Here is a 16,972-nt window from a genome sequence, read left to right on the forward strand (position 1 = left end):
CACAGTAAAAAACGTACTTTCAGGATTCCCCAAAGCTGAAGATTTGATGCGGTTGTGATGAAGTTTTCTTGAAAGGTGGGTCTAGCGTGTTAAGCGATCGAATTCAATTCGCCCATAGTCGAGTTTGATCACGCGATCGCTGTATTGAAAATAATGATCATCGTGGCTGATTACCCAAACCGTTTTGCCCCGGTGCTTCAATTTCGGCAAAAACTCGGTGTAGAACAATTCCCGGAAGGTTGGATCTTGATCCGATGCCCATTCATCGAATAGATAGATCGGACGATCTTCAAGATACGCGGTTAACAATGCTAATCGCTTTCTTTGTCCTTGTGATAGTTCAGTTGTTGAGAACTGACCATCTTTGATTTTAACTTTGTGGTCTAGCTGTAATTGGTGCAGATAGTTGAATGCGTCTTGGTCAGTTGCATCTAGTCCGAGTAAGCGATCGAATAAATAAAAGTCTGCAAACACAGTCGAAAAGTGCTGTCGATACCATTCTCGGTTGGCATCTGTGATCCGAGTTCCATCGAGTGTGAGTGTCCCCGATTCAGGTGCGTACAATCCAGTGAGTAGCTTTGCAAGTGTCGATTTACCACTTCCATTACCACCCACAATAAACACAATTTCGCCTGCATTCAGTGTGAGATTGATTTCACCGAGTGTGAACTGCGTATCTTCGGATTGATGATAGCTGTGAGCAACATGACGAAGCTCAATACTTTGCCAATTTTGGTGAATGTTATTGGGAAGGCTCGAAGCTTCTGCACGACTTTGTAAAGATAGTCCCAAGGTTTCGATCTTTTGTAGTGAAACACTTGCCTGACTGAGAATCGGGAGCTTTAACACTAATTTATCTAATGGCAACATCAAATAAGTGAAGGTTAGAACATAGCCTGACAGGGTTTCGAGCGGAATTGAGAGTAGATTCGGCAGCGCGAACAACACAAAGCCGATCGCAAAAAAGAAAATTAGCTTTCCCCAACTTCCAGCCGCAGCAAAAAGAATCAGCGCATCCACGTTATGACGACGATAGGATGCTGATGTCGTTTCTAGTTCTTGAGTCAAAAACACCTGACGACGCGGATAGTGCAGTTTCATTTCCTTGATGCCATCGGTAATCGATCGAAAATGTCGGAACAAACTATCTTGATCTTCCCGCGCATAGACCATTCGCCGACGAGCTTGATTTAGCATCCATTGACAGGTCGAGAATGCAAACACAAACAAGCCCATCACCATCGCAAACACGATCCAAGACAGCGATCCAATATAGATAAAGCAACCGACAACCGTTGCTAAATCAATGCAGAGAAATGGAAATGAAGAAACCGCATTCGCGACAGCTTGCACATCTTCAGTTAAAGTTGCCATCATCCGAGCATTTCCAAGCTGTTCTAGATGGCGCAACTCAGAAGAGAGAATCTGTCGGCTCAACTGTAATCGCAAGTTAAACACAGCATCTTGAGCAAGGCGAATCAGGACGACTTGAGAAATCACACTGGTGACGAGTGATAGCACTGCAAGCCCAATGAATGCTCCTGCAATTTGTCCGATCGCTGAATTTGGATTGCCCAATCCTCGACTGATTAGTGCAATCAATCCGGCGCTGCTAATCCCGCTTAAGAAACCTGTGAAAATAGCGATCGCGACGAGTTTGCGGGACGAGCGGAGCAGGAAAGAAATCAATTGCATATCAGGGTACAGGTGGTGTCTGGTAAGATAGACGCAAATTTGGGCAGTGTAGATTCAGCAAGTAACCTGGACGACTGCCCTTGTGTTTACAAAATCTGAGTCTCGATCGCAACTAAGCATCCCCGTTTTGAGCAGCGGAAACGCGCAATCGATTCAGCTTGAATCGACTCTAAAAGATTTGCCTCTGTATGATTTTGCGGCAGAGTTGGACGTTTTGGGAACGGAAATTGCCCAAATCTTTGAGCAGTATTCGCTACTTCCGGGAGTGATCTTGAAAGAACAGGGACGATTTTTGGGGATGTTGCCGCGCCATCGGTTGCTTGAATATTTGCTACGTCCGTATGGAATTGACTTATTTCTCGATAAACCGCTGCGGATTTTGTACAGCTACGATCGAACTTCTCCCTTAATTCTCAGCGGTAATACTCCGATTCTCAGTGCCGCACAACAGGCATTACGTCGTCCCTTTGAGCGGTTGAGTGATCCGATCGTCGTCCAGATCGATTCGGATCAATACCGAATTCTCGATCCGCATGAGTTGAATATTGCTTATTGGCAACTGCGCGGGATTGAGACTCAGGTGAGAGTGGAACGGCTCCAACTTCAAATGGTTCAGACCGAAAAGATGGCAAGCCTAGGGCGGCTCGTCGATGGTGTGTCTCATGAAATTCTTGATCCGGTGAGTTTTATCTGGGGAAATTTGAGCCACATTGCGGAATATAGCAGGAGTTTGCTTGAGATTATCCATGTGTATGAAAAGTGCATCGTGCAAGAGCCGCAAAAAGTTACGGATTTGAAAGATGCGATCGAGTTCGATTACATCCGCGAAGATTTGCCCAAAACCCTCGACAGTATTAGAACGGGAGCCGAACGCTTATCTCGATTGGCAAATAGTCTGCAAAATTTCTGCCATATTGATGAAGTTTATCCGCGTCCGGCAAATTTGCACGAATGCTTAGATTCGGTCTTGTTGCTATTGAAAAGTCGCCTTTCGAGCGAGATTCAAGTGGTGAAAAACTACGGGCATTTACCGCCTGTGCCTTGTTTTATCAGCCAATTGAGTCAGGTCTTTATGAATATTTTGAACCGATCGATTGATTCTCTATTGAGTCAAGCGGCGCGTTCAGAAATTCGATCATGCGAGGCTCCGAAAATTACGATCGCGACTGAAGTTTGCTCGATCGATGGAACAGGAAAGCGCTGGGTCTCGATTCAGATTGCGGATAATAATACGGAAATGTCGATCGAGACTCAGAATCAATTAATGCAAGCCTTCTCAACGGATTTGGTTCGCGAAACCAGTCTTGCCATGAGTTATCGAATCGTGACCGGAAGACACAGCGGCAAATTCCGCGTCTATTCCAATATCGACTCCGATTCGCGTGGAACCGTGTTCGAGATTCTACTGCCGTTGAACTAGAGAAATACGAAATTTGGCGGAAGAGAATTTCTTTACAAAAATTCGGAAAGTGTTACATTAACCTTGTAGAAACGGAAGAATAGAATCGATTGTTAATCCTGAGTTGGCTCTATCGTTCACCACATCCAGGGACAGAATCATGTCGTTAACCGGACTTGTTCAAGGCGTAAACTCATTTCACACGAATTACTTCAACGATCACCGCGAATTATTTGAACGGCTTTCTGGTGGACAATCGCCTGATGTGTTGTTTATTACTTGTTCCGATTCCCGGATCGATCCCTGTCTGATCACTCAAGCTCAACCCGGTGAATTGTTCGTGATGCGGAATGTGGGCAATATCATTCCATCGTATGGGGCTGCAAGTAGCGCAGAATCAGCAGGCATTGAATATGCAGTACAGGCTTTGGGAATCAAAGACATCATTGTTTGTGGTCATTCCCACTGTGGAGCCATGAAAGGATTGCTGCAAATTGGAACATTGGCGGAACAAATGCCCGCAGTGTATGACTGGCTAAAGCGACATGGGGAAGCGACTCGACGAGTGGTGCAAGATAACTATGCAGGACTTGATCCGGATCGCTTGCTGAAAATTGCGATCGAACAAAATGTCCTCACTCAAATCGAGAACTTAGAAACCTATCCTGCTATTCGATCAAAGCTCCACGGCGGACAGCTTAATCTTCATGCTTGGATGTACGAGATCGAAACGGGAACTGTGTTTGCGTTCAATGCCGCGAAACGATGCTTCATGCTGATGGAAAAGCGATCGTTCCCCGTTCCCGATCCACTGATTACAACAATGGTGAGTTAGCTTTTCACGATTGCTCCAAAATCCGCTAGTACTCTTGCATGATTTCGCAATACGCCTAAGAGATTGAGTCGGTTTTGCTTGATCTCAGGGTTAGAATCCATCACTAACACACTGTCTTCACCATCAAAGAAAGCACTAACAGTTGGTGCAATTTGGCTTAGAGCTTCGACTAGCTTGGTGTAGTCCGCTTGTCCTTGCATCGTTTGATTTAATTGTTGAAGCGCAGCAAAGAACGCTTTCTCTGAGTTCTTCTCGAACAGTTCAGGGCGAATCACTGGAACAGGATCAAGTTGTTGTTTATCTAAGCTTCCTTGAACAGCTAGGCGAGAGGCACGATTCACAGTTTCATAGATAGTTGCAAGGCGTTGATCGTTGCGAATGGTTTTGAGAAATTCTGCTCGATCGCGTACATTCAACAAGTTCTGCAAAGCTCTCGCTGTATAGTCTGGATCGTTCTCACCCAAGACAGCATTAACTAAATCATAATCAATAGAGCGTTCATCTTTTAGCAATGTTTCAACGCGCTGCAAGAAGAAGTCTTTTAGCTGTTTAAGCAAATCGGGTGCTGCTAATTTCTGAACTTGTGCATAGTTCGCACTGAAGCTCGAAACAGTCTGTTCTAGAAGTTGATTGAGATCAAGTTGTAGATTAGCTGCCCAAGTAATGTTGACGATCGCGGTTGCTGCCCGTCTGAGTGCAAAGGGATCAGAGGAACCAGAGGGAATCAATCCTAAGCCAAAAATGCAGACTAAAGTATCTAAGCGATCGCTAATTCCGACAATCTGCCCTGCTAAGGTTTTCGGTAAATCATCACCTGCACCACGCGGCAAGTAATGTTCATAGATAGCAGTTGCAACCGTTTCGGATTCACCACAGGCAAGTGCATATTTTTGTCCCATCACGCCTTGAAGCTCTGGGAATTCGCCAACCATTTGAGTAACGAGATCAGCTTTGCAAAGTAGTGCGGCTTGTTCAACTGAAGCTCGATCACTGACATTCAACTGTGTGCAAAGTTGAGCCGCAATTCCAATAATGCGATCAACTTTTGATCTGACTGAGCCAAGATCAGCTTGGAAAGTGACTGTTTCGAGTTTTGGCAGATAAGCTTCGAGAGGAACTTTGCGATCGGCATCAAAGAAGAATTTTCCATCAGATAATCGTGCTCGGATCACCCGTTCATTTCCTGATGCAATGATGTCTGCTTTCTTTGGATCACCATTCGATGCAGTAATGAAGTACGGCAGCAATTCAGAACTATCCGATTTACGAACAGGGAAATAACGCTGATGACTTTCCATTTCGGTGGTAATCACTTCAGCAGGAAGCTCTAAGAATTCTGCATCGAACTTACCGACAACAGCCGAAGGATATTCAACTAAGTTTGTAACTTCGCGGAGTAGAGCAGGATCAATAATGGCAACACCATTGATTTGTTTTGCAGCTTCTTCCGCTTGTTGTTTGATCAAGATTTGCCGATCGTTGGAATTCACTTCGACAAATGCAGATTTCAACGCTGACACATAAGATTCTGGATTCGGAATCGAAATCGAATCGGGATGCAGAACTCGATGACCCCAAGAAATACGATCGCTCTTGTAGTGAGTCGAATTGCTTGTAATCTCGATCGGTAAAACAGTTTCGTCCAGCAATGTTACAAGCCAGCGAATCGGACGAGAAAACTTTAGATCGCCGTCACCCCAACGCATGAAGCGTTTTCCTTCCAGTTGTGTGATCCATTGTGGAATCAATTCGGTGAGAATTTCCGAAATCGATCGACCTTTGATCGTTTTCTTGACGAAAATGAATTCGCCTTTCTCGGTTGGACGAATCTCAAAATCGTCGATCGAGACTCCTTGTTTCTGTGCAAATCCCTCAGCAGCTTTCGTCGGTTTGCCATCTTTGAAAGCAGCTTGCGCGGGCGGACCTTTCACTTCTTCGTCTTGATCCGGTTGTTGCGCGGGTAAACCTTGAACGACGATCGCTAACCGTCTTGGAGTGCCGTAAAACTTGATCGAATCCAATGCCAAATTTAGCTCGGCAAGCTGTTTAGGAATGCGCGATCGCCATTGGGACAATGCCTCATCGACAAAGCTTGCAGGGAGTTCTTCAGTTCCAACTTCAAGTAAAAATGACGGCATAACAAGAGGGCGATCGTAAAAAGTCAATTTCATTAGTCTACCTTGCGATAGGGATGTCAGAGCGGGGCGCGATCGCTAAACTTAAAGAAATGTTGCAAGGTGAATTCTCGTGGTGACTGAAACGATTTCGTTGGGCAGAACCGATTTAACCGTTCCGCCTCTCTGTATTGGGACTTGGGCTTGGGGCGATTCGTTTTTCTGGAGTTTTGGGAAAGAGTATGACGAGGCGGATCTGAAACAGGCATTTGAAAACGCGATCGAGTCGGGTGTAACGTTCTTTGATACGGCTGAAATCTATGGATTGGGCAAGTCTGAGCAATTCTTAGGGCAGTTCATGAGGCAAACGAATCAGCCTGTTCAAATTGCAACCAAATATATGCCGCTTCCGTGGCGATTTAGCGCTCAATCCGTTCATGATGCGGTCACACATAGTCTCGATCGCTTAGGCGTGAAGTCGGTTGCACTGTATCAAGTCCACATGCCGTTCGACTTTTTTATGGGCAAGAAAACGCTAATGGAAGCCCTTGCAGAAGAAGTTAAACAAGGACGAATTGGCTCGATCGGCGTAAGTAACTATTCTGCTGATCAAATGCGCGAAGCTCAAGGATATTTGGCAGCGAAGGGCGTTCCGTTAGCGGTGAATCAAGTACGATATGCGTTGATTAATCGCGAAATTGAATCGAATGGAATTTTAGAAACTGCAAAAGAATTAGGCGTAACAATTCTTGCTTACAGTCCATTGGCTCAAGGATTGCTGACTGGAAAATATAAGCCAGAAAATGCGGATTCTGTGACCGGAGCACGTAAGCTTGATCCGAAATTCAGTCGGCAGGGATTAGAGAAGTTGATGCCTTTGATCGATCGATTAACCGAAATTGGCGCAAAGCACGATAAAACTGCGGCTCAAGTGGCATTGAATTGGTTGATTGCTCAGGGCAACGTGATTCCGATTCCGGGCGCGAAAAATGCAAGTCAAGCAAAACAAAATGCAGGCGCGATCGGATGGTCGCTTGATCCCGAAGAAGTGACGCAACTTGATTTATTAACGCGATCGTATCGATAAAAATCTTGCAGTTGAAAAAACTAACCGAAAGTCGAATTTCTCGATCGCGCTTCTAAGTTGCATTTGGGGAATACAGAGGACGTTATCTCTCCTGTGTTCCCCTGTATGAAGTCTGGTAAAAAGATAGTTCAGACTACCTCCGCGTTTTTCATCTTGTGCTTGAGTATCGAAGCGGTTCAGGCTCAAAGCACTCCAGCAAATGACGGAATTGGAACACAGGTCGATCGCGTTCTGCAATCAATTCTTTCTGAGTCACGGACTCCTTCAACCATCGAGATTCCGGTTCGCAAAATTGAAGTAATTAGCAATACGGTACTGAAACCTGCTGATCTTCAAAAGATTACACAGTCGATCGAAGGTCAGTCTGTTACTTTAGATCAGCTTCGGACGGTCGCAGAGTCTATCACTCAGCTTTATCTCAATCGCGGTTACATCACTTCTAGAGCTGTCTTAGTTGATCAAGCAATTATGGATGGTGTCGTGCAAATTCGAGCGATCGAAGGCTCGATCGAGCAAATTGAAATTGAGGGATTGCAGCGATTACGAGAGAGCTATGTTCGCGATCGTATTCAACTTGGGACTTCCGCTCCACTGAACAAAGATAGCTTAGAAGATCAGTTAAAACTGTTAAAAGCTGATCCATTGTTTGAATCTGTAGAAGCCAGTCTAAAAGCGGGAAGTGGAGTCGGGCAAAGTATTCTTACCATCAAAGTTCGAGAAGCAAAGCAATTGAGTGGTTTTGTCGGTGCAGATAACTTATCTCCGCCTAGTGTGGGTTCAGAGCGAATTGGAACAGTTCTGAGCTATCGAAACCTTACTGGACTAGGCGATGAACTTAGTGGCTCGTACTATCGCTCAGTTCAAGGTGGCTCAAATTCGTTTGATTTTAACTATCGAATTCCTGTCAATGCACTAAATGGAACTGTGCAATTGAGAGTTTCACCAAGTCGCAGCGAAATTATTCAATCAGACTTTGCTGCATTTGGAATTCGCAGTGAAACGGATTTGTATGAATTGAGCTATCGACAGCCCTTGGTGCGAACACCGCGTGAAGAGTTCGCATTGTCGATCGCATTTGCTTTTCAAAACGGTCAAACCTTTTTATTCCAAGACACACCCTTTCCGTTTGGCATTGGTGCAGACATTGATGGCAAGACTCGTACTCGCATTCTCAAATTCGGTCAGGACTATGTGCGGCGTGATCCTCAAGGGGCTTGGGTGGCTCGATCGCAGTTCAGTTTCGGCTTAAATCTGTTCAATGCGACAACGAATGATGCTCCGATTCCGGACGGTCGCTTTTTCAGTTGGTCGGGACAGCTTCAACGAGTTCAACGATTGGGAGCCGATCATTTGCTGATTGTTCAAGCCGATTTGCAACTGACACCGGATAGTTTGTTTCCATCACAGCAATTTGTGATTGGAGGTGGACAATTGCTGAGAGGCTATCGGCAGAATGCTCGATCGGGCGATAACGGGTTTCGGTTCTCGATCGAGGATCGCATCACGGTTCAGCGTACTCAAACCGGCGCACCTGTGCTGCAATTTGCACCATTCATCGATTTTGGAACGGTTTGGAATCGATCGAACAATCCTAACTTACTGCCTGATCAACGATTCTTAGCGGGCGGCGGACTTGGAATAATTTTAGAACCCATGCCGGGACTATTTTTACGAGCGGATTATGCAATTCCGTTCACGAGATTAAGCGATCGAGGTAACAACGCTCAAGATCAAGCTTTCTATTTCAGCGTGGGATATAGCTTCTAAAGTTCATCGTTTCTTCATGGATTTCTCTCTGAAACCCGATTGTTATCGATGAATAATTGAAATGTAAGGGTAAATACCAGATTGAAGATAGGAAATCGCTATGAGTTGGGTCTTGGTCGTTGATGACAGTGCTGTTGTCCGAGAACTCATTTCAACCGAATTACGGCATCGTGGCTTTGATGTTGCGGTTGCTAATGATGGCGTTGACGCGATTTCTGTGATTCAGAAGCATCCGCCAGATTTGGTGATCACCGATGTCGTGATGCCTCGGATGAATGGGTATGAACTGTGTCGCTGGATTAAGAGCGATCCGCGTAGCCAAAGTATTCCAGTGATGATGTGTTCGATCAAAGGTGAAGACTTCGATCGATATTGGGGCATGAAACAAGGCGCAGATGCTTACATGACCAAGCCTTGTCCTCCTTCAGAAATGTTGAGCGCGATTCAGTATTTGCTTTCTCGATCAAGTGCAACAACTTAGCAAGGGAAACAAAAAATCAATTCATCGATTAGGCTTGATTTATAGCCGTACTTATTTTAGTTAGGACACTTCTAGAAAGCCCCCCAGCCCCCAAGTTTGGGGGAGAAAGACTCTTAAGCCCCCAGAATTGGGGGTTTGGGGGCGACTCCGAGGATGTCCTAATCTAAACTTCTACTGCTATAGTTCGCCTATCGAATTTTTCTATGACTTCGTTGCTAAAACGTCGATCGCCTCTTGCTTCCAGTGACTATCAACAATCCCTTTTAGAAAACTTGCCGCTCAACAATGGCAATTTCTCCGATCGCTTATCGGCTCACGGTTGGGATACGCTAAACCCGGCTGAACTCGAAATCTTTCAAATCAATGTTGGCAAGCTGTGTAATATGACTTGTCGGCATTGTCACGTCGATGCAAGCCCCGATCGCAAAGAGATCATGAGTCGCGAAACGATCGATCTCTGTCTCAAAGCATTGGATCAAACGAATGCTCACACCGTCGATCTCACAGGCGGCGCACCAGAATTAAATCCAAATTTTCGATACTTAGTTGATCAATGCGTTGCACGTGGAAAGCACGTCATCGATCGCTGTAATCTCACGGTTCTATTGCTGCCCACGATGGAAGATTTGCCCGAATGGTTAGCAGAACGGAACGTAGAAGTCGTTTGTTCGTTGCCACATTATCGTCAGCGAAATACGGATGCTCAGAGAGGAGATGGTACGTTTGAGAAATCGATCGAGGCTCTGAAGCGACTCAACAAAGCGGGATATGGCGTTGGAAATGTCGATCGACAATTAACGCTCATGAGCAATCCGGTCGGCGCTTTTCTTGCTAGTGGACAAGCCAAATTAGAGCAGGAATGGAAAGCAGGATTAATGAAATATCAGGGAGTGAGCTTCGATCGATTAATTACGCTCAACAATATGCCAATCTCGCGATTTCTCGAATGGTTGGAATCGACTGGCAATCTGCAAAGCTACATGGAACTATTAGTAAACTCCTTTAATCCCGGAACGATTAACGGCTTGATGTGTCGCAATACTTTATCTATCTCTTGGGATGGATATTTGTATGATTGCGACTTTAATCAAATGCTAGATCTCAAGTGTGAAGCACCGCACATTCGGGAGTTTGATTTAGAGAAATTGAAAGCTCGATCGATTGTCACGGGTCGGCATTGTTTTGGATGCACCGCTGGCACAGGTAGCTCTTGTGGCGGTGCATTAGCGGAGTGAATTTAGAAAAACTGTAATTGGATCTGAGCCGTAGTTTCTGTACCTGCCACAAACACGGATGCTTCATTAAATCTTGGGGCACGAGTCCGAACCACCGGATTACGCGAAAATCCAAATCCTTCCCTCGGAATTCCTAAGAAATTTCGATCGAGCTTGCCGTTTCCATTGCGATCGTGATAAACCGCGATCGCATAATTTCCAACGGCAATATTCTGAAACGCGACTGCTGTGCGCTCTTTGCCGACTGGAACACATTGAGCGCGAACGGCTCGATCGCCTCGGTCTGGAAATCCTTGACTCCCAGCAAACAAGCTAACGCAGACTTGTCCTTGCTGCTGTCGAATCCCATCCACTACAATTCTCAGATTTCCGCGCGTATTTGCCTGAGTGATCGTTGGAATCGTCAAGCCTGCCAGCGCGATCAGGATCGCAAACATCGTCTTTTGCACGATCGAACTCCTCTAGGAATCGGAATTTAACATTTTGTAATCTGCTGCCAGAGTATTGTACATCTTGAAGCAAATCTGAAAAGCACCTGAAGATTTTTGGCGTTTGTGTTATTGTTCATGGAAGCTAAAGAGAATGTCTTTTAGCCGCTCTATTCCGTGAACTTACCTCGTCCTGTCGCTTCTGATTTGTCCCCCAACGATTGGCATGGAACCCTGCGCTTAGATTTTGAAAATCGACGTGGTGTGACTCATCTCACTCGAAATCAGGGACAGGCTCCCCTCAAGGTGCAGCGCCCTTTCTATCCGGAGGGCGGCGAGGTTTGTCACTGTGTGGTTATGCACACGGCGGGCGGAATCGTAGGCGGCGATCGCTTATCCTTCGAGTTCCGCCTTGCCGCTGATAGTCAAGCGCTGATTACGACTCCGGCAGCAAGTAAGATCTATCGCACGAATGGGCGCGAAGCTCGTCAGGCGATTCAGATCGATATCGCAGACGGGGCTTGTTTGGAATGGTTGCCATTGGATGCGATCGTGTTCAATCAAGCCTCGTTTCGACAGGAAATGAAGATTAATCTCGCGCCCGGTGCAGAGTGGATCGGCTGGGACATGACTCGATTCGGACGGAGCGCAAGAGGAGAACGATTTATTGAAGGAAATTGGCGATCGCAGACGGAAGTTTGGCAATCTGGAAAGCCGATTTGGATCGACAGGCAATGGCTGCCGGGAAGTGAAGCAACCTTTAACAGTCCGCATGGTTTAGCAGGTTGTCCGATTGTTGCAAGTTTTGCTTGGATTGGCAAATCGGTTGATTCTGAATGCGTGGAAAAGGCTCGATCGTTGTGGACAGGAACTTCTGGAGAGATTGGAGTGACGCGCTTGCCGTTGGGGTTATTGTGCCGCTATCGAGGGCATTCGAGTACGGAGGCGCGACGCTGGTTGATTGCAGTTTGGAGCATGGTGAGATCAATCTCGAATCGCCCGATCTGCATTCCGCGTGTTTGGCAACTCTGAACAAATTGTAAAACCGCACCGGAATCATCGAGAAAGCTGCGAAAATAATCCCGATTCGACTAGGGGAATTTCGATGCAACTCACGCCGCAGGAAAAGGATAAGCTACTCATTTTTACGGCTGCTTTAGTCGCAGAACGTCGCAAAGCGAGAGGCTTAAAACTGAACTATCCAGAAGCGATCGCATATATTTCTGCGGCAATTCTTGAAGGGGCAAGAGATGGGCAAACCGTTGCAGAGTTGATGAATTTTGGAACGACGCTGCTGACTCAAGAAGATGTGATGGACGGGATTTCTGAGATGATTCACGAAGTTCAAGTTGAAGCAACTTTTCCAGATGGAACGAAGTTAGTCACCGTTCACAACCCGATTCGATAGGAGAACCGCACAATGATTCCAGGTGAAATGTTTATCGAAGACGGTGAAATCGAACTGAATGTCGGACGCGATACTGTAACACTACAAGTGGCAAATCGAGGCGATCGACCGATTCAAGTCGGCTCACATTTCCATTTCTTTGAAGTGAATGCGGCTTTGGAATTCGATCGCGATCGCGCCCGTGGAATGAGATTAGACATTCCTGCTGGAACCGCTGTACGCTTTGAACCGGGAGACGATCGAGAAGTCACCTTAGTCGCTCTAGCGGGATCGCGCCAAGTCTACGGATTTAATGCCAAAACCGAAGGCGCGTTAGATGAAAAACCGAAAAAAGGTAAAAAGAAATCGAAATAAATAACGCACTCAAAATTCAGAGGGTGTTTGAAAAGTATAAAAAGCGGCTTTGCTGCGTTGCGAGTTCGCCCGGAAATGAATCTCCGGGCTAATGGAGGAAACCCCGCTGAAGCGGGCTGGGAGCGCAATTCGGAGTTCTTAGCCCAGTTGAGTGGGCTTCCCGCGATTAGCCCGGAGATTCATTTCCGGGCGGGTGAATGCGATGAACGATGACTTCTCAAACACCCTCTCAGATCGACTATGGTGGGCATGACGTTTAGATGAACTCTAAAAGCAATGAACATTAAAGATTTGCGTCGGCTGAATTTAGATTATTTAAACACACTGAAATCGATTCTCGGTTTAATCAAAGATCCAACCCAAACAGAATCGATTTACGATGTCGAGGATGCCTTACTACGATCGCATCCGCAAACAATGGCAGCATCGGTGAAATACATGCTGAAAGATCCAGGAGTTGCAGAACTGGTCAGCGATCGCTATTCTGCACCCGTCCCCGATCTCGCCAAACTGATGTCCTGTCCAGCAAATTCTCTCGGATACGCCTTTGCTCAATACATTTCCTCATCTGGCTTTGATCCCGGTTTCTACCGCAAAATCGAAGTAGTTGACGATGAAACTTGCGTACTCTTCCGATTGCGTCAAACACACGATATTTGGCACGTCGTTACTGGAATGAGTGTGGATGTTCCGGGTGAGATTGGACTTAAAGCCTTTGAACTTGCTCAAACTCGTCGCCCCTTAGCTGGAATCCTGATTGCGGGTGCATTTGTCAGCACGATGTTAAACCAGCCTGAACAATTGGATCGATTGCTCGATCGAATCGCTTCCGGGTATCGCATGGGAGCCAAAGCACAATCTCTTCTTGCCCAACGCTGGGAAGAACACTGGGATAAACCGCTTGCAGAATGGCGATCGCAGCTTGGAATCGAACCGATGCCCGTTTATGTTCCTTGAGAGTGATTCTCTATCAGGCGACAGAGAAAATCATTTGCAGCACTCACTACTATGAACACGATGTTGCAAAGATAGAGACTCTCTAGAGAAATAGTATGATTAATTTGAAAAACAACGGCTTGATGCGAAATGCTACCTTACTCGCTGTTGGCATCACCGCCAGTTCTGTCGCCCTTTTCTCTGCACTCTCCAATCCCAGTCGGGCACAAAACGCAAACACAAACTTTCCAGATACGCAAAACTATTGGGCGCAACCCTTTATTGCTGCACTCGCAGAACGCAACGTGGTTAAAGGCTATCCCGATGGCACATTTCGCCCAGAAGAAACGGTCGATCGAGATGAATTCGCTGCAATGTTAAGAGCCGCTTTTGATCAACCCGCAGAACGTCGAATCAGTAGCGGAAGCGAGTATCAAGATGTTCCCCAAGGCTATTGGGCGGCTCCCGCAATTAAGGAAGCTTACGAAGCTGGATTTATGAGCGGTTATCCGGGTGGATATTTCCGACCTCAGCAACCTGTCACGAGAGTCGAAGCGTTATCTTCTTTAGCTCAAACGTTAAGTCTCAATTCCAAAGTCCCTGCGAACACTCAAGCGGCTGCGGCTCCAACCACTCAAGCTCCAAATAACCAAGCTGCCGCACAACCGCAGAACACTCAAGCTACCGCACAACCGACTCGTCAACCCCGTCGCAGAATGATGTTACCGCTGGCGAGTTTAGCATTGCTCCAACCCTTTGTAACCCCAGTTCGTCAAGCTGCTGCTGCCCTTCCGATTCAGCCACAGCAACAACCTGCCGCCCCTCAAACTACCGCTGCCGCAAAAACAAATACTCCTCAAACACCAGAAGCTCGATCGCTACAGTTAACAGAGTTCTATACGGATGCCGATCGCATTCCTCAATACGCAAATTGGGCAGTCGAAGCGACGACTCGATCGAACGTAGTGGTTAATCATCCTAATATCCGCGAACTCAATCCACAACGCCCTGCGACTCGTGGAGAAGTTGCTGCGATCGTGCATCAAGCGATGGTGAATCAAGGCAAGATCCCTGCATTGAGCCAAGATGTTCCCGCTTCACAGTATGTCGTGAAAGCGCCGAACGTTGTCCAGACTGTGAAATAGTTGTTCTAAGCTTGAAAAATTGTTCAACCAGGAGTAGTGCGCGTGACTGCTCCTGGTTGTCTTGTATTGTTAGCTGCTCACTGCTTGAACTAGCTTCCTTGTGCTGTTCTTGGTTCGAGTTTCAGCACGTTTGCGAACCCGATCGCTTTTCCGAGTGCCGCCTGCCATTTCAAGTCTGTCCGCTGGGTGTTGCAATCTGGCTGAGTGAATCGCGCAAAAGACTGTGATGTTTTGAAGAAGATTGGCGATCGACTCTCAGGAGTTTCCGCAGCGATGTGGCGAAGGCGAGTAAGTTCACGGTGAAAATTGCGGCGTTCACCGTGAATGGCTAAACGCTTACGACGAATGATTGAACGTTGACGGTATCGGTTGCGGTTTTCACGGATAACGCGAGACTGTTCATGGTGAAAAGCAGCGCGGATACCATGACGGACGAAGTGGATACCGTGATCAGAGGAAGAGAAACGACGATCGCGCTTTTTGTTACCGCAATTTAAACTGTTTCTGTAGTTATTCGGAAACTGGCACACAGAATCGGAAGAATAAGCTACAAGGAATGTAATTACGGAACGAAAGCTTATGGAACCTGTGACATTGACTGCGGCGGGAATTGCGACGCTTGCTTTTGGTGAGTTTGTGAAGGCGGGAATGGGAAAGATCGCGGAAAAGACGATCGATGCCACGATCGAGCCATTACGAGCCTTTATCAAAAAGCGGTTTGCGGGGAATCAGAAAGCAGAAACGGCGATCGCTAAAATCGAGGACGAGGGATCATCTGAAGCGTTAAATAAACTGTCGGTGTATCTCGATGATGAGATGGAAGATCCGACCTTTGCTCAGTCACTCCAACAGCTTGCCCAAGAAATTACGAATGTGCAGAATACAGCGGAGCGGCAATATAACAACTACGGACGGGATCAGATTAATATCGAGAACATCACGGGCAATCCTCGCATCGGTGGATCATAGGAATGGCGCGGCAGTACAACAATCAGGGCGATGATCAAATCAATGTTGAGAATAATTCTGGCACTGTCAATATTCTCAAACCTGGCACGAGAAATCGCCCTAAGCGAGAAATGGACTGGCTTAAATACTTCTCAAATGAAGTCGAAGGTCGGTTACAAACTTCGCTGCACAAGCAAATCCTGATCCAGCTTCACAAAGAGGCGCAACCGGAACAGGTACATCGTCTCTGGGATATGGAGATCAAAAGTGGGCAAATCACCGAGACGATTTCGCCGGAAACAGCGATTTTGCAGGTGTTTGAGCGAACCGAAATTGCAGGCAAGTTGTTGATTTTGGGAAAACCTGGAGCCGGGAAAACCACAACGTTACTAGAGCTTGCGAGAGCTTTGGTGAAAAAAGCGATCGACGATCCCAATGAGCCGATGCCGTTTTTGCTCAATTTGTCCTCTTGGAAAGATCCGAATCAAAGCATCAAAGATTGGGCGATCGCGCAATTGACAACCCAAGGGATTGGCTCAAAGCTTGGGGCGAAGTGGTTTGAAGATAAAAAGATGCTGCCTTTGCTGGATGGCTTGGATGAAGTGCGATCGGATCTTCAGCCTGCTTGTGTGAAGGCAATGAATCAATGGATAAGCAGTGAGACACAACCGCGATCGATCATCGTGTGCAGTCGGCGTGAGGAGTATGAACTGTATCCCGAAAAACTCAATTTGAATGGAGCAATTTATTTACAAGAATTGAACGATCGGCAGATTGAAAGCTATTTGCATGAAGTCGATCGTGCTTCGCTCTGGCAAGTTCTAGAGGCAGATGCGACACTGTTGGATCTGGTGCGACAGCCTTTATTGTTAAGTATTACGTTAGTGGCTTATCGAGACGAACTTGCAGAGTGCTGGCATACGCTTAGGACTACCGAGGAACGAGTTAAGTTTTTGCTAGATGCCTATGTTGAACGAATGTTACATAGACCTATTAGTCGTCAAACCTACATTGCTTAGTGATGTAGAAAAGTCCTGAAACGATTAGTTTATCGAGAGTCTTATGTGAGACAAGAATAGCTTGGGCGGGGCAAATTGTGAGATGCTCAAGTTCCTACACCAAAGCAATCTTATGCAGTTG

The 16,972-nt window shown here is 46.4% G+C and carries 17 protein-coding genes; 13 read left to right on the forward strand and 4 right to left on the reverse strand.

The window, feature by feature from the left end; all coding sequences use genetic code 11:
• Positions 1-81: 81 nt before the first annotated feature.
• On the reverse strand, positions 82-1,695 hold the full coding sequence (locus tag ACQ4M5_RS26220; protein ID WP_430678675.1) for a cyclic peptide export ABC transporter: 1,614 nt from the start codon (positions 1,693-1,695) through the stop codon (positions 82-84).
• A gap of 82 nt (positions 1,696-1,777) precedes the next feature.
• On the opposite strand from ACQ4M5_RS26220, the gene ACQ4M5_RS26225 reads away from it, so the two are divergent.
• Both ACQ4M5_RS26225 and ACQ4M5_RS26230 read left to right on the forward strand, forming a co-directional pair.
• Complete coding sequence (locus ACQ4M5_RS26225) at positions 1,778-3,115, forward strand: sensor histidine kinase (protein ID WP_430678676.1); 1,338 nt, start codon at positions 1,778-1,780, stop codon at positions 3,113-3,115.
• A 139-nt stretch (positions 3,116-3,254) separates the two neighbouring features.
• Positions 3,255-3,929: a carbonic anhydrase gene (locus ACQ4M5_RS26230; protein WP_430678677.1), complete on the forward strand. Its 675-nt coding sequence runs from the start codon at positions 3,255-3,257 to the stop codon at positions 3,927-3,929.
• On the opposite strand, the gene glyS is transcribed toward ACQ4M5_RS26230, so the two are convergent.
• On the reverse strand, positions 3,926-6,100 hold the full coding sequence (gene glyS, locus ACQ4M5_RS26235; protein ID WP_430678678.1) for a glycine--tRNA ligase subunit beta: 2,175 nt from the start codon (positions 6,098-6,100) through the stop codon (positions 3,926-3,928). The genes ACQ4M5_RS26230 and glyS overlap by 4 nt on opposite strands.
• Positions 6,101-6,176: 76 nt before the next feature.
• Between glyS and ACQ4M5_RS26240 the strand changes: the two genes are divergently transcribed.
• The 4 genes from ACQ4M5_RS26240 (at position 6,177) to arsS (ending at position 10,613) form a co-directional block, all read left to right on the forward strand.
• A complete protein-coding gene (locus ACQ4M5_RS26240; protein ID WP_430678679.1) occupies positions 6,177-7,130 on the forward strand; it encodes an aldo/keto reductase in 954 nt (317 codons plus the stop codon).
• Between the two features lie 105 nt (positions 7,131-7,235).
• A complete protein-coding gene (locus ACQ4M5_RS26245; RefSeq protein ID WP_430678681.1) occupies positions 7,236-8,897 on the forward strand; it encodes a ShlB/FhaC/HecB family hemolysin secretion/activation protein in 1,662 nt (553 codons plus the stop codon).
• 100 nt (positions 8,898-8,997) lie between these two features.
• Positions 8,998-9,378, forward strand: a complete 381-nt coding sequence (locus ACQ4M5_RS26250) for a response regulator (protein WP_430678682.1) — start codon at positions 8,998-9,000, stop codon at positions 9,376-9,378.
• Positions 9,379-9,581: 203 nt separating this feature from the next.
• Positions 9,582-10,613: an arsenosugar biosynthesis radical SAM (seleno)protein ArsS gene (arsS, locus tag ACQ4M5_RS26255; protein ID WP_430678683.1), complete on the forward strand. Its 1,032-nt coding sequence runs from the start codon at positions 9,582-9,584 to the stop codon at positions 10,611-10,613.
• Positions 10,614-10,615: 2 nt separating this feature from the next.
• Here the strand turns inward: arsS and ACQ4M5_RS26260 are convergent, their stop codons facing one another.
• The gene (locus ACQ4M5_RS26260) at positions 10,616-11,062 is read right to left on the reverse strand and encodes a DUF2141 domain-containing protein (protein WP_430678684.1); all 447 of its coding nucleotides are present in this window, start codon (positions 11,060-11,062) and stop codon (positions 10,616-10,618) included.
• A 156-nt stretch (positions 11,063-11,218) separates the two neighbouring features.
• Here ACQ4M5_RS26260 and ACQ4M5_RS26265 point away from each other — a divergent pair, with 156 nt between their 5' ends.
• From ACQ4M5_RS26265 to ACQ4M5_RS26285, 5 genes are all read left to right on the forward strand, one after another.
• Positions 11,219-12,073, forward strand: a complete 855-nt coding sequence (locus ACQ4M5_RS26265; RefSeq protein ID WP_430678685.1) for an urease accessory protein UreD — start codon at positions 11,219-11,221, stop codon at positions 12,071-12,073.
• 73 nt (positions 12,074-12,146) lie between these two features.
• Positions 12,147-12,449, forward strand: coding sequence for an urease subunit gamma (gene ureA, locus ACQ4M5_RS26270; RefSeq protein WP_430678687.1), 303 nt, complete (start codon positions 12,147-12,149; stop codon positions 12,447-12,449).
• Positions 12,450-12,461: 12 nt separating this feature from the next.
• Complete coding sequence (locus ACQ4M5_RS26275; protein ID WP_430678688.1) at positions 12,462-12,803, forward strand: urease subunit beta; 342 nt, start codon at positions 12,462-12,464, stop codon at positions 12,801-12,803.
• A gap of 276 nt (positions 12,804-13,079) precedes the next feature.
• Positions 13,080-13,760, forward strand: coding sequence for a Coq4 family protein (locus ACQ4M5_RS26280; RefSeq protein WP_430678689.1), 681 nt, complete (start codon positions 13,080-13,082; stop codon positions 13,758-13,760).
• Positions 13,761-13,855: 95 nt separating this feature from the next.
• Positions 13,856-14,884, forward strand: a complete 1,029-nt coding sequence (locus ACQ4M5_RS26285) for an S-layer homology domain-containing protein (protein ID WP_430678690.1) — start codon at positions 13,856-13,858, stop codon at positions 14,882-14,884.
• 89 nt (positions 14,885-14,973) lie between these two features.
• Here the strand turns inward: ACQ4M5_RS26285 and ACQ4M5_RS26290 are convergent, their stop codons facing one another.
• Entirely contained in the window at positions 14,974-15,414 is a 441-nt protein-coding gene (locus ACQ4M5_RS26290) for a hypothetical protein (RefSeq protein ID WP_430678692.1), read from the reverse strand.
• Positions 15,415-15,463: 49 nt separating this feature from the next.
• On the opposite strand from ACQ4M5_RS26290, the gene ACQ4M5_RS26295 reads away from it, so the two are divergent.
• Positions 15,464-15,853, forward strand: coding sequence for a hypothetical protein (locus tag ACQ4M5_RS26295; protein ID WP_430678693.1), 390 nt, complete (start codon positions 15,464-15,466; stop codon positions 15,851-15,853).
• A 2-nt stretch (positions 15,854-15,855) separates the two neighbouring features.
• On the forward strand, positions 15,856-16,851 hold the full coding sequence (locus ACQ4M5_RS26300) for an NACHT domain-containing protein (protein WP_430678694.1): 996 nt from the start codon (positions 15,856-15,858) through the stop codon (positions 16,849-16,851).
• Positions 16,852-16,972: the final 121 nt, after the last annotated feature.

It is taken from the genome of Leptolyngbya sp. AN10 (assembly GCF_050565645.1).
In the GTDB taxonomy this organism is placed as follows: Bacteria; Cyanobacteriota; Cyanobacteriia; order Leptolyngbyales; family Leptolyngbyaceae; genus Leptolyngbya.

Coding starts and splice junctions, on each gene's coding strand:
- ACQ4M5_RS26220 (WP_430678675.1), bottom strand. CDS start 1,695: ATGCAATTGATTTCTTTCCTGCTCCGCTCGTCCCGCAAACTCGTCGCG.
- ACQ4M5_RS26250 (WP_430678682.1), top strand. CDS start 8,998: ATGAGTTGGGTCTTGGTCGTTGATGACAGTGCTGTTGTCCGAGAACTC.
- arsS (WP_430678683.1), top strand. CDS start 9,582: ATGACTTCGTTGCTAAAACGTCGATCGCCTCTTGCTTCCAGTGACTAT.
- ACQ4M5_RS26300 (WP_430678694.1), top strand. CDS start 15,856: ATGGCGCGGCAGTACAACAATCAGGGCGATGATCAAATCAATGTTGAG.
- ACQ4M5_RS26280 (WP_430678689.1), top strand. CDS start 13,080: ATGAACATTAAAGATTTGCGTCGGCTGAATTTAGATTATTTAAACACA.
- ACQ4M5_RS26230 (WP_430678677.1), top strand. CDS start 3,255: ATGTCGTTAACCGGACTTGTTCAAGGCGTAAACTCATTTCACACGAAT.
- ACQ4M5_RS26245 (WP_430678681.1), top strand. CDS start 7,236: ATGAAGTCTGGTAAAAAGATAGTTCAGACTACCTCCGCGTTTTTCATC.
- glyS (WP_430678678.1), bottom strand. CDS start 6,100: ATGAAATTGACTTTTTACGATCGCCCTCTTGTTATGCCGTCATTTTTA.
- ACQ4M5_RS26275 (WP_430678688.1), top strand. CDS start 12,462: ATGATTCCAGGTGAAATGTTTATCGAAGACGGTGAAATCGAACTGAAT.
- ACQ4M5_RS26295 (WP_430678693.1), top strand. CDS start 15,464: ATGGAACCTGTGACATTGACTGCGGCGGGAATTGCGACGCTTGCTTTT.
- ACQ4M5_RS26285 (WP_430678690.1), top strand. CDS start 13,856: ATGATTAATTTGAAAAACAACGGCTTGATGCGAAATGCTACCTTACTC.
- ureA (WP_430678687.1), top strand. CDS start 12,147: ATGCAACTCACGCCGCAGGAAAAGGATAAGCTACTCATTTTTACGGCT.